This window comes from Actinomycetota bacterium (assembly GCA_035540895.1).
In the GTDB taxonomy this organism is placed as follows: domain Bacteria; phylum Actinomycetota; class JAICYB01; order JAICYB01; family JAICYB01; genus DATLFR01.
On the sequence record DATLFR010000177.1, the window covers coordinates 1 to 11,993 of the forward strand.

Below are 11,993 nucleotides of genomic sequence, written 5' to 3' on the forward strand. Positions count from 1 at the left end.
CGCGGGATCGGTCGGGCTGGAGTCGGGCATCGTCCTCTCCTCCGGCTTGATCTCCGACTCGATAGGCCCCAACGAGGACACGTCGACGAGCGGGTACTCCGACACCGAGGGGGACCCCGACCTCGACGAGCTGTCCGGGGCGACGACCTACGACGCAGCGGTGATGTCCTTCGAGTTCGTGCCCGACGCGGCCCGCATCGCCATCCGTTACGTGTTCGGGTCCGAGGAGTACAACGAGTACGTGGGGAGCCCGTACAACGACTCGTTCGCCTTCTTCGTCAACGGGACGAACTGCGCGGTCGTGCCCGGCACCGAGGACCCGGTCACGATCAACACGATCAACCACGGCAACGAGGACGCGGAGGTGCCCCCCTCCAACCCCGGGTACTTCCGCAACAACGATGAGCCGGACGACGACGGCGAGTACCCCTTGAACACGGAGATGGACGGGCTGACGACGGTGCTCACGTGCACGGCGGACGTCACCCCGCACGAGACGAACACGATGAAGCTGGCGATCGCCGACGCATCGGACGACGCGTTCGACTCCCACGTGTTCCTCGGAGAGGGCAGCCTGACGACCTGCGTCGAGGACGGGCTGGAGACCCTGCAGGGGACCCCGCTCGAAGGATCGGCGTCGCGGGCCGTCCACGACGGGATCGAGCCTCTCGTGGAAGCGGTCAACCCCACGCTGGGGAGCGTGGTCCACGACGTCAACTGCTCGGTGGTCGCCCCCACCGAGGACCAGGTCGACGCGCTGGTCCGTGGGTGACCCATCGGGAGCCGGGCCACCCCCGTGCCCCGGCTCCCGATGGTCCCCCGATAGACTCGACCGATGCGCGCTTTCCATGGGTGGTTCGCCTACGTCGTGATCGCGCTGAACCTGGGCGTTGGTCTATGGGGCCTGGTCTGGGTGAGGCGGCGGATGTCCGCTCCCCGGAGCTTCCTCGCGCTCGTCCTGGCGGGCCAGAGCGCGGTCGCCGTCCAGGTGGTCACCGGGGTCGCCTACATGCGCCAGCTCGGACAGGAGCCCGGCTTCCACTCCTTCTACGGTTTCGTGATCCTGATCGCCGCCATCCTCTCCTGGGCGTTCCGCGGTGAGGACCCGAGGCGAGCGGTCACGGTCCTGTCGGTCGTAGCCCTGTTCATCGGTGCGGTCGCGATCCGCGGACTGTCCGTGGCCGGACGATGATCCGCGCGGTCACGTTCGACTGCTGGGGCACCCTTCTCACCGACCGCGACTTCGCCCGCGCCACCTCCACCCGGGTGAACGCGCTGCTGGAGCACGCCGGAGGGAAGCTCAGCTTCGAACAGGCCAGCGAGCTCCTGGACCGGGCGTGGAAGACCCATTACGACCAGTGGGTGGCAGGCTGCCACTACGGGGCGGAGGGGATGGCCGACTTCTGCGTGTCCGAGCTCGGCTCGCCACGCGAGATGGCCGCGGCGCTCTGCGCCGCCTTCGAGGACGCGGCCGCGGAGGGTGACGTGGAGCCGTTACCGGGAGCCGTCGAGACGCTGAGGGGCCTCAGGGAGGCGGGCTTGCGGACCGCCCTCGTCTGCGACACCGGGTTCACTCCCGGACGGATGGTGCGTCGTTTCCTGGCCGAGCTGGGCCTGGACGAGCACCTCGAGTTCCTCGCCTTCTCCAACGAGGTCGGCGTGCCGAAGCCGCACGAGCGGATGTTCAGGACGGCGCTCGACGCCATCGGGGTGGCGCCCGAGGACGCGGTACACGTCGGCGATCTCCGGCGGACGGACATCGCCGGCGCCCAGGCGGCCGGGATGAGGGCGATCAGGATCCGCGCAGTCACCGACGACGTCAACCCGCAGTACCCGGAGGCCGACGAGATCGTCGACGACCACCGGCAGATCCCAGCCGCCCTGGTACGCCTGGGCGCGGAGCTCCCGGGGGTCTAGCGGAACCCGCCCTCCACCCACTCCTGCAGCGACGAGAGGCACTCCGCTTCGGTCGCGCAGACGATCGCCGCGTCGACGAGCCCGGTGACCTCGAGCAGGCGCCGAAGCGGGGACGGTTCGGGGACGACGAGCGCGAGGCGCTGACGGGTCGTCTCGAGGGACCTGATGAGCTCGAAGAGCATGCTTACGGCCGCGCTGTCCATGTACCGGACGCCGGCGAGGTCCACCATCAGGCCGGCGACCTCGGTGGGCACGATCTCGCTCAGCTCGCCGCGGACATCGCGCACGTTGGAGGCGTCCACCTCGCCGGACAGCTCGACGACGACGATCTCGTCGCGCCGGTCGACGGTCAGCTCGTACGGGGTCAAGCCGTCTCCTCCCCGGTCGCAGCCGCCGCGAGCCTCCTGCGCATCCGCACCTCCGTCCCTTCGTTGCCGCTATCGATGACGACCTCGTCCATGAACTCCCTCATCAGCGTGATGCCGCGCCCCCTGAGGCTGGGTCTCTCGGGGCGCCATCGGCCACGGTCCCGGACCCGCAGGGTGACCTCGCCGTGCGCGACCGTCGCCTCGAGTTCGAACATCCTGGGGACGGGGCCCCCGGCGTGCTCCACGACGTTCGCGCACGCCTCGCAGGCCGCGACGAGGGACTCGTAGGTCTCCTGCTCGCTCGCTCCCACGTGCAGCAGCCACCGGCGGAGCGTGGCCCTCACCGGTCCGAGCACGGAGGGCTTCGCCTCCAGGCGCAGCTCGATCCGGTCCTCCAGCGGCAGGGCGCGCAGACCGAGCAGGGCGACGTCGTCGGTCGCCTCCCGTTCGCGCAGGCGGGCGGCCAGGATGTGGTCGCAGAGCTCCTCGAGGTCGCTCGGCCCGGACCGGACGGCCTCCACGAGCTTCCCCAGCCCGTCGTCCAGGGGCATCGTGCGGCTCTCCACCAGCCCGTCCGTGTACAGGATCAGCGTCGACCCGGGGCGCAGGGTCGTGACCGCCTCCGGGTACCGGCTGCGGCGCAGCGCCCCGACGGGCACCGCCCGACCGTCCTCGAAGAAGGAGGTAGCCCCGTCGGGCCCGATCACGAGCGGCGGCGGGTGTCCGGCGTTCGTGAGACGCAACGCGCCGGTCTCCGGTTCGTAGACCGCGTAGATCATCGTCGCCAGCTGGTCGGAGCCGATCTCGTCGATCAGGGAGTTGAGGGAAGAGACCAGCCGAGCCGGCGAGTACCCCTCGAGCGCGTAGGCACGGGCGGCGTTGCGCAGCTGACCCATCAGCGACGCGGCCGGGACCCCCCGGCCCACGACGTCGCCCATCGCCACCGCCACCACCCCGCCGGGCAGCTCCATGACGTCGTACCAGTCACCCCCCACGTCCACGTCGGGCCCCCCCGGGATGTAGCGCGCGGCGGCGAGCAGCCCAGGGATCTCAGGGAGCCGGTCGGGCAACAGGCTCCGCTGCAGGGTCTCGGCCACGCTGCGCTGCGCGGCGAACAGGCGCGCGCTCTCCAGGGCCATCGAGACCCGCTTGCTCACCTCGCTCGCCGTCTTCGCGTCGTCGGGTCCGAGCTGGCGGCCGGTCCGGGACGTGGTGACGAACGAGATGACCCCCAGCACCTCTCCGCGCGCACGGAGCGGACAGATCAACCAGGAGCGGGGGTCGAGCTCCTTCACGATCTCGGCATGTTCGGACCCGCGCGTGATCGAGCGGATGAGCCGGGGCGTGACGTCCTCGATGAGCTGGGGCGCCCCCGTCCGCAGGGCGCGGGAGACGGGGTGCGACTCGTTCTCGGGGTCGGGCGCGTACCGCGCGAACCGGTCCAGCAGGTCCTCCAGGCCGGGGGGGCCAAGTACGGCCGTGCGGTCCAACGAACCGTCCTCCCCGACCAGGTCGACCACGGCGACGTCCGCGAGCGTCGGGACGCAGAGCCGCGCCGCCTCCCGGACGGTCGCCACGGGATCGAGCGTGGAGACCAGGGCTTCGCTGAGCTCGGCGAGCAGCTCGAGCCGCGTGGTTATCTCCTCGGCCTTCGTCCTGGCCGATCTCTCCGAATCGAAGAGGCGCGCGTTGTCGAGCGCGATGGCCGCGTGGACCGCCACCCCCTTGGCGAGCCGCTCGTGGCGCTCGGAGAAGACGCCCGGGTCCTCGTGACCGAAGAAGAGGCCCCCGTGGACCTCCCCCGACCTGCTGACCACCGGGACGGCCAGGTAGCTGCGGACCGGGAGGTGGCCCTCCGGCATCCCCTGGTACGGAGCGTTCTGCCCGTAGTCGGGGTGCTTCAGGACGTCGTCGATCCGACGGACGCCCTCCCCCGCGAAGGTGGGGGCGAAGATGGCCGTGTTGCGGGGCATGGGGAACCGGGAGAACGCCTCCCGGGGGACCCCGGCCAGGGCGTAGAGCATGTACGCCTCGCCCCTGGGGTCGATCACGTTGTAGAAGAACGCGCCGAACTGCGCTCCGACGAGGCGGGTGGCGGCGTCGGTGACCTCCTGCACGACGCGACCGTGGTCGAGCTCGGCAGCCAGCGTGCGCCCGACCTCGTGCAGGGTCTCGACGACCTCGCTCTCCTCCTGGATCTGCGCGACGAGCCTCTCGCGCTCCTCCTCGTGGAAGGAGCGGTCGACCGCCATCGCGATGGAGTCGGCTACCGTGGCGAGCGCGCTCAGCGCGTCGTCGCCCAGGGGCTCGCGGGAGAACAGGGCCATCACCCCGACGAGGTCGTCGCCCACCAGCAGCGGGTAGCCGGCGAACGCCACCATGCCCTCCCGTGCGGCCCACTGGGGGTCGCTCACACGCGGATCGTTGGCGACGTCGTTCGTGAGGTGCGGCCGCCGGTCGGCCGCGATGGCCCCGATCTTGTAGCTGCCCACAGCGACCCGGCTGTGGCCGCCGTCGATGTGCGTGTAGATGCCGGCGCTGGCGCGCAGGGTCAGCTCGGTCGCGCCGGGGTTCAGAACCCAGATCCGGGCGAAGGCAGCCCCCAGCCTGTCGACGACCGACTGGCAGGTCCGCTGGAGCGCGTGGTCTATATCGGGCGCGGCGAGCGCCTGGAGGACGTCGGTCGCCAACGCCCCACTGACGGCTAGACCCGCGTTCCCCATCACGTCCCCTGCATCCGCTTATCCGTCCCCACATACCCCGCCTTTGATCCAACCACACCTCGGGGGTCGCCGGGGGAAGTAGCCTGGAGCGCCTGGCGTTACGCGCGACGACGGAGAGGGAGATGAGCGAGCGCAACATAGTGGCCCTTCTGTCCGAATCCCGGACCTTCGAGCCTCCGACCGCCTTCCGCGATCTGGCCGAGGTCAGGTCCGACGCCCCGTACCGGCGCGCCGAGGACGACCCCGAGGGCTTCTGGGCCGAGCAGGCCCTCGAGCACGTGACCTGGTACGAGCCGTGGGAGCGGGTCCTCGACTGGGACCCCCCGTTCGCCAAGTGGTTCGTCGGGGGGAAGCTGAACGTCTCCTACAACTGCCTCGACCGCCACGTCGACGCGGGGTTCGGCGACAAGGCGGCCTACCTGTGGGAGGGGGAGCCCGGAGACACCCGCACCGTCACCTACCGCGAGCTGTTCGAGGAGACGTGCCGGATCGCGAACGCGCTGAAGGAGCTCGGCGTGGAGACCGGCGACCGCGTCGCTATCTACATGGGCATGGTCCCCGAGCTCGCCGCGGCCATGCTCGCGTGCGCGCGCATCGGCGCCCCGCACACGGTCGTCTTCGGGGGTTTCTCCGCCGACTCGCTGAGCGGGCGGATCAACGACGCCCAGGCCAAGGTGCTCATCACGGCGGACGGAGCCTGGAGGCGAGGCCAGGTCGTCCCGTTGAAGGAGAACGCCGACGAAGCGGTAGCCGACTGTCCGACCATCGAGAAGGTGATCGTCCTGCGCCGGACGGGCAACGAGGTCGCGATGCGCGACGGCCGGGACGTCTGGTACCACGACATCGTCCCGCGTCAGGATCCGGTCTGCCCGCCCGAGCGGCTGGACGCTGAGCATCCTCTCTACCTGCTGTACACGTCCGGGACGACCGCGAAGCCGAAGGGGATCCTGCACACCACCGGGGGCTACCTCGTCGGGGTGGCGACGACGCACCACTGGGTCTTCGACCTCAAGGCGGACACAGACGTCTACTGGTGCGCGGCCGATATCGGGTGGGTGACGGGGCACAGCTACATCGTGTACGGACCGCTGTGCAACCGGGCCACCTCGATCATGTACGAGGGGGCTCCCGACCAGCCCGGCCGCGACCGCCTCTGGGACATCGCCGAGCGGTACCGGGCGACCATCCTGTACACGGCTCCCACGGCGATCCGCGCCTTCATGAAGTGGGGGACGGAGCACCCCGCGGCGCACGACCTGTCCTCGCTGCGGCTGCTCGGCTCGGTCGGGGAGCCGATCAACCCGGAGGCCTGGATGTGGTACCACACGCACATCGGCGGGGGCCGGTGTCCCATCGTGGACACGTGGTGGCAGACGGAGACCGGCGCGATCATGATCTCACCGCTGCCCGGGATCACCACGCTGAAGCCCGGCTCGGCCACCTTCCCTCTTCCCGGCGTCGACGCCGAGGTGGTCGACGGCGACGGGAACACCGTTCCGCGCGGGGGCGCCGGGTACCTCGTCCTGCGCAGGCCGTGGCCTTCGATGCTGCGCACGATCTGGGGGGACGACGAGCGCTACCGGGAGACGTACTGGTCGCGCTTCCCCGGGATGTACTTCCCGGGGGACGGGTGCAAGCGCGACGAGGACGGCTACCTGTGGCTGCTCGGCCGCGTCGACGACGTGATGAACGTGGCCGGGCACCGCATCTCGACGTACGAGGTGGAGAGCGCGCTCGTCGACCACCCGTCGGTCGCCGAGGCGGCCGTCGTGGGCCGGGTCGGGGAGGACAGGGCGGAGCACATCGTGGCCTACGTCACCCTGAAGGGCTCGGTCACCGGCGAGGAGGCTCTGCTGGGTGAGCTGCGGGAGCACGTGTCCGCCAAGATCGGGAAGATCGCCCGGCCCCACATGATCATCTTCACCGACGACCTGCCGAAGACGCGGTCCGGGAAGATCATGCGACGGCTGCTCCGCGACGTGGCCGAGGGCCGCCCGCTCGGCGACGTGACCACGCTGGCGAACGCCGACGTCGTCTCGGAGATCCAGGAACGGGCCGCCGCGGGCGCGGCTACAGAAGAGGCGTGACCTTCTGCGTCGTATCGGGGACGACGCAGAAGAGCGAGGTGGCGACCGACCGGTCCGTCGCCGCGTCCGGCCGCGGAGGCATCACGGACGGAAGCAGCTCGCGGGTCCGGTCGACACGCGGCCAGGACACCGCGGGAGCCGGACCGTACGACGATCCCTCGGACACCCCGTCCACCTCGATCACGTCCATCCCACGCCGCATGTCGTTGACGTAGATCCGTCCCGCGTACCAGTGCGCGGTGTAGGCCACGGCGTCGTCGGGACGGTAGGAGGCGACCCGCTTCGGCAGCACCGGGTTGGAGATGTCGTGGACCGTCGTCCCCCCTGTGAACCAGGCGGTCACGACTAGGTCGGTGCCGGGGACGAAGTTGTAGTTGTGGGCCGTGCACCACTCGTCGGCCCAGTCGGCATAGGTCGGGGCGGTGGTAGGTCCGGCTGGCGGGGCGATGCGTCCGACCGGCACCGGCGCGTTGGGGACCCGGATGTCGTAGATCCACAGCGACCCGTAGACGCTGGTCTCCGTCTTGCACTCGTGCACGCCGAAGGCTTCGTCGTTGATCACGAGCTTCGTCCCGTCCGGGCTGACGACGGCGTTGTGCGGGAACTGGATGGCCGGGTTAGACGTCGTCGCGATCACCCTGGGAGCGACCGGGTCGCGCACGTCCCACGTCTGGATCTCCCCGGCCCCGGCGCAGAACGCGAGGTGCCGGTCGAGCTCGGGACGGATGTCGAACGAGAGGTCGTGGCAGCCCGCGGCCGTCCCCCGGAAGCGGCTCACGATGGCCGGCAGCTTCGGGACGGAGACGTCGACGATGTACTCGTAGAGGTCGCCGTTGCCCAACCCGCCCGGCGAGACGTAGATGTAGCGGCCGCCGGGGTGCACGGTCAGGGTGTGGGCGCTCGGGACACCCACCCCGCCGAGGATCCGGGGGCGCTCCGGCTTGGACACATCGACGAGGAAGATGCCGTTGCCGCGCGTGGCGGGGTTGCACCGGCTCACGTGGTGCGAGATGGCGATCAGCCCGGGTCTGACCACCATGACGTCGTTGTCGTTGCCGCCGCAGGAGATCATGCTCACCAGGTCGAGCCCGGCCCCCGTCCGGCGGAACACGAAGACACCGCCCTGGCCTGGGTGGGAGTTCCTCTGGGTGACGCCGTTGATCTGTCCCGCGTAGACGTAGGGACCCTCGAAGGCGATCTCGGTCCCCCCCGTGTACGGCACGTTCGCCAACAGCCGGACGTCACCGGCCTCCGCACGGGCGGGGGCGGGTCCGAGCAGGCCGAGCACGCAGACCAGGACGAGGAACAGCCGTGAACGCATCGTCCAGGGGTTCGCCCCCCGCCCACCGACTCCTGCTCTCAATCGGTGAGCCGCAGGAACTCCCGGGTGCGTGGGTGCTCGGGAGCCGAGAAGATGCGCTCTGGGGGACCCTCCTCGACCACGAGGCCGGCGTCCATGAACACGACGCGGTGGCAGACCTGGCGGGCGAACGCCATCTCGTGGGTGACGACGAGCATGGTCATCCCCTCCGCGGCCAGCCGCCGCATCACCTCGAGCACCTCTCCCACCAGCTCCGGATCGAGGGCGGACGTCACCTCGTCGAACAGCATCACGGAAGGGCGCATGGCGAGGGCCCGGGCGATGGCCACCCGCTGCTGCTGCCCGCCCGAGAGCTCGGACGGGTACGAGCTGACCTTCCCGCCCAGTCCGACGTGCTCCAGCTCGGTGAGCGCCCGCTCCCGCGCCGCTTCCTTCGGCATGGCCAGCACCTTCTCCAACGCCAGGGAGACGTTCCCCAGGGCCGTGCGATGCGGGAACAGGTTGAACGATTGGAAGACGATCCCCACGTGGGTGCGGATCCGGTCGATATCGGCGCGCGGGTCGGTGACGAGCTGCCCGTCCACCCACACCTCGCCCCCGTCGGGCTCGGTCAGCCTGTTGACGCACCGCAGGAGCGTGCTCTTGCCGGAGCCGGACGGGCCGATGATCGACACGACCTCGTGCCGTCTCACCGAGAGGTCGATGCCGCGCAGCACCTCGAGCGTCCCGAACGACTTCCGGAGCCCGCGTATCTCCACGACCGCGTCTCCGGGGGGCGTCACGGCGAGCGGAGCCCCCTCTCCAAGCGGTTGACCACGCGGGTGAGCGGGACGGTCATGCAGAGGTAGAGCAGGCTGGCCACGACGAAGGGGGTGGCGGAGAAGGTAGAGCTGTACGCGTCGCGCGCCACCTTGTAGAGCTCGCGTCCCCCAACGGCGGCCCCGAGGACGGCCACGAGCGAGGAGTCCTTCAATAGGGCGATGAACTCGTTGGTGAGTGGCGGCATCACGCGACGGACGGCCTGCGGAACGATCACGTACCGCATCGCCGCCCGGTGCGGCATCCCCAGCCCGCGGGCGGCCTCCATCTGACCCCGGTCCACGCTCTGGATCCCGGCCCGGAAGATCTCGGCCACGTACGCCCCGCTGTTCAGCGCCAGCCCGGCCAGCCCGGCCATGAACGCGTCGAGTCGGATGCCGATCAGCGCCAGCCCGAAGTAGATGAACGAGAGCTGGACGAGCAACGGCGTCCCCCGGAACAGGTCGACGTAGACGACGGCGGGGGCCCGGACGAACCAGCGCCGCGAGATCGCCACGAGCGCGACGGACAGTCCGATCGCGATCCCGCCGATCTCGGCGAGGACGGACAGCCGGACCGTGTTCCACACCCCGCGAGCGAACGCCGGCCCTAACCCCCGGACCGACTCCAGGTTGAAGTACAGCTCACCGATCCGGCCGAGGTCGGCCGTCTCCCCGACCAGGCGGGCGACCACGATCGCCAGGGCGGCCACCGAGGCGACGATGCCCACCCGGGCCGCTCGCGGGCGGACCCGGTGCACCTCGAGCAGCTCGGCCGCCCCGGTCAGGATGCCGATCGCGGCCAGCGGAAGGACCAGCCTCTGGAGCGTCTCCCCCGGCAGCGGGAGCCCGTCCGCGGCGGGGGCGAGCGCGGCTAGGACGGCCGCCGGCGGTCCGGAGGCGACCGCCAGCAGGCCCGGGACCCCCCGGCGCCGGACCTCTACTCCGCCGGAGGCGCCGTCCCGAACCACTCCTGGAAGATCCGGTCGTAGGTGCCGTCCTCGCGCATGGCGGCGAGCGCACGGTTGATCGCCTCCCGCAGGTTCGGGTTCTGCTTCGAGACGGCGATCCCGTACTCCTCCTGGGTGCGGATGCGCTGCACGACGCTGAACCCGGTTCGCTCCTCGGCGATCTGGTTCGCCGTCGGGAGGTCGCCGACCACGGCGTCCACCCGGTTCGCGGCCAGGTCGTTGAAGGCGTCGACGAAGGTGTCGTAGGAGCGCACCTCACGCAAGCCGTACGTCTCCTTGATCGCGTTGTTCGCGCAGTCCTCACCGGTCGTGCCGACCTGCACCCCGACCGTGCGGCCTTCGAGGTCCTCGACCCCGCTGATCGTGCCGGCGTCGGTCGTCCGGATGGCGAGGGACTGGTCGGCGTTGAAGTAGGGGTCGCTGAAGTCGACCGTCTGCTTGCGGTCCTCCTTGATGGTCACGGCCGAGATGACCACGTCGAACCGGCCGGTCGCGAGAGCCTGGAAGATCCCCTCGAACGAGGTGTTGATGACGTTCACGCGGAGGTTGCCGCTGCGCTTGGCGACCTCGGTGATCAGGTCGATGTCGAACCCGACCGGCTTGTCACCCTCGAAGCTCTCGAACGGCGGGTAGGCGACATCGGAGCCGACGGTCAGGACACCCTGCTCGATGGTCGTGAACTCCTCGCCGGTGGCCGGTGTCGGGGGCGTCTCCCCCTGGGCGATGACGCACGGTTCGAGGGTGACCTCTCCCATCGGGAGGGGGGTCCCGGTCGGGGAGTCGACGGTGACGCTCTCGCCCGCGCAGGCCGCGAGGAGCAGGAAGACCACCATCGAGGAGAGCAGACGCACGCGCATGAGCCGACCTCCTGTTCGGGGTAGCCGCAGTCTAGCCGGAACGCCCTGCCTCCTCCTGCTCCCTCGCGTGGTACGAGGAGCGGACGAGCGGGCCGGACTCCACGTGCTTGAACGTGCCGAGCGAACGAGCGTATGCGGCCCATGCGTCGAACGTCTCGGGCGGGACGTACCGGTCGACCTGGGGGTGGGCGCGCGAGGGGGACAGGTACTGCCCGATCGTGACGAGGTCCACGTTCGCGGACGCCATGTCGTCGATCGCCTCCCGGACCTCCTCGTCGGTCTCCCCCATCCCGACGATGACACCCGCCTTGGTCACCTGGTCCGGACGCTCCCGCTTCGCGATGCGCAGGACGTCCAGCGACCGGTCGTAGTCGAACCCCTTCCGGACGACCCCGTGCAGGCGACGGACGGTCTCCAGGTTGTGGGCGAACACGTCCGGCTCGGCACGGACCACGGTGGCGATCGCGTGGGGCCATCCGCGGAAGTCCGGCGTGAGCACCTCCACGCCGCATCCGGGGTTGTGCCGGCGGATGGCGCGGATCGTCTCCGCCCAGATCGCCGCTCCCCCGTCCTCGCGGATGTCGTCGCGGGCCACCCCCGTGACCACCGCGTACCGCAAGCCCACCGCACCCACCGCCTTCGCGACGCGCTCGGGCTCCTCGTGGTCGACGACGGGAGGCTTCCCGGTGATCACGTCGCAGTACGTGCACCGGCGCGTGCAGACGTTGCCCAGGATGAGGAAGGTGGCCGTCCGGGCCTCCCAGCACTCGTAGATGTTGGGGCACGGTCCGGACTCCTCGCAGACGGTGTGCAGGCCGTGCTGCCGCATGAGCGCCTTCAGCTCGAGATAGTTGGGACCCGTCCTGACCTTGACCTTCAGCCAGTCGGGCTTGGGCTGCGGCCCCTGGACGCGCGCGTCGCGCAGGCGGGCCCGCGTCCCGGACAGCCTTCC

The 11,993-nt window shown here is 70.4% G+C and carries 11 protein-coding genes; 4 read left to right on the forward strand and 7 right to left on the reverse strand.

Features of this window, described 5'->3' with window-relative positions; all coding sequences use genetic code 11:
• The 3 genes from VM840_10230 to VM840_10240 all read left to right on the forward strand — a co-directional run.
• A partial coding sequence (locus tag VM840_10230; GenBank protein HVL81955.1) for a choice-of-anchor L domain-containing protein occupies window positions 1–772 on the forward strand: 772 nt, incomplete at its 5' end.
• 63 nt (window positions 773–835) lie between these two features.
• Window positions 836–1,192, forward strand: coding sequence for a hypothetical protein (locus tag VM840_10235; protein ID HVL81956.1), 357 nt, complete (start codon window positions 836–838; stop codon window positions 1,190–1,192).
• Window positions 1,189–1,917 carry an HAD family hydrolase gene (locus tag VM840_10240; GenBank protein HVL81957.1) on the forward strand — a complete coding sequence of 243 codons (729 nt, stop codon included), beginning with the start codon at window positions 1,189–1,191 and terminating at the stop codon, window positions 1,915–1,917. The genes VM840_10235 and VM840_10240 overlap by 4 nt, the downstream gene beginning before the upstream one ends.
• On the opposite strand, the gene VM840_10245 is transcribed toward VM840_10240, so the two are convergent.
• Together VM840_10245 and VM840_10250 are read right to left on the reverse strand one after the other, a co-directional pair.
• Window positions 1,914–2,285: an STAS domain-containing protein gene (locus VM840_10245; GenBank protein ID HVL81958.1), complete on the reverse strand. Its 372-nt coding sequence runs from the start codon at window positions 2,283–2,285 to the stop codon at window positions 1,914–1,916. The genes VM840_10240 and VM840_10245 overlap by 4 nt on opposite strands.
• Window positions 2,282–4,975 (reverse strand): SpoIIE family protein phosphatase, encoded by a 2,694-nt coding sequence (locus tag VM840_10250; GenBank protein HVL81959.1) that lies wholly within the window; start codon window positions 4,973–4,975, stop codon window positions 2,282–2,284. The genes VM840_10245 and VM840_10250 overlap by 4 nt, the downstream gene beginning before the upstream one ends.
• A gap of 155 nt (window positions 4,976–5,130) precedes the next feature.
• Here VM840_10250 and acs point away from each other — a divergent pair, with 155 nt between their 5' ends.
• Window positions 5,131–7,095, forward strand: coding sequence for an acetate--CoA ligase (gene acs, locus VM840_10255; protein HVL81960.1), 1,965 nt, complete (start codon window positions 5,131–5,133; stop codon window positions 7,093–7,095).
• On the opposite strand, the gene VM840_10260 is transcribed toward acs, so the two are convergent.
• The 5 genes from VM840_10260 to lipA are packed head-to-tail and all read right to left on the reverse strand — an operon-like array spanning window position 7,079 to window position 11,987.
• Window positions 7,079–8,416, reverse strand: coding sequence for a hypothetical protein (locus VM840_10260; protein ID HVL81961.1), 1,338 nt, complete (start codon window positions 8,414–8,416; stop codon window positions 7,079–7,081). The two genes, acs and VM840_10260, sit on opposite strands and share 17 nt — an antisense overlap.
• A 38-nt stretch (window positions 8,417–8,454) precedes the next feature.
• Complete coding sequence (locus tag VM840_10265) at window positions 8,455–9,198, reverse strand: amino acid ABC transporter ATP-binding protein (GenBank protein ID HVL81962.1); 744 nt, start codon at window positions 9,196–9,198, stop codon at window positions 8,455–8,457.
• The gene (locus tag VM840_10270) at window positions 9,195–10,184 is read right to left on the reverse strand and encodes an amino acid ABC transporter permease (protein HVL81963.1); all 990 of its coding nucleotides are present in this window, start codon (window positions 10,182–10,184) and stop codon (window positions 9,195–9,197) included. Before VM840_10270 ends, VM840_10265 begins: the two co-directional genes overlap by 4 nt.
• On the reverse strand, window positions 10,154–11,041 hold the full coding sequence (locus VM840_10275) for a basic amino acid ABC transporter substrate-binding protein (GenBank protein ID HVL81964.1): 888 nt from the start codon (window positions 11,039–11,041) through the stop codon (window positions 10,154–10,156). The genes VM840_10270 and VM840_10275 overlap by 31 nt, the downstream gene beginning before the upstream one ends.
• Before the next feature lie 31 nt (window positions 11,042–11,072).
• Window positions 11,073–11,987 (reverse strand): lipoyl synthase, encoded by a 915-nt coding sequence (gene lipA, locus VM840_10280; protein HVL81965.1) that lies wholly within the window; start codon window positions 11,985–11,987, stop codon window positions 11,073–11,075.
• Window positions 11,988–11,993 lie beyond the last annotated feature (6 nt).

What these genes read in the sequence shown, in the direction of transcription:
- VM840_10240 (HVL81957.1), top strand. Translation starts at nt 1,189, where the DNA reads ATGATCCGCGCGGTCACGTTCGACTGCTGGGGCACCCTTCTCACCGAC.
- VM840_10260 (HVL81961.1), bottom strand. Translation starts at nt 8,416, where the DNA reads ATGCGTTCACGGCTGTTCCTCGTCCTGGTCTGCGTGCTCGGCCTGCTC.
- VM840_10235 (HVL81956.1), top strand. Translation starts at nt 836, where the DNA reads ATGCGCGCTTTCCATGGGTGGTTCGCCTACGTCGTGATCGCGCTGAAC.
- acs (HVL81960.1), top strand. Translation starts at nt 5,131, where the DNA reads ATGAGCGAGCGCAACATAGTGGCCCTTCTGTCCGAATCCCGGACCTTC.
- VM840_10275 (HVL81964.1), bottom strand. Translation starts at nt 11,041, where the DNA reads ATGCGCGTGCGTCTGCTCTCCTCGATGGTGGTCTTCCTGCTCCTCGCG.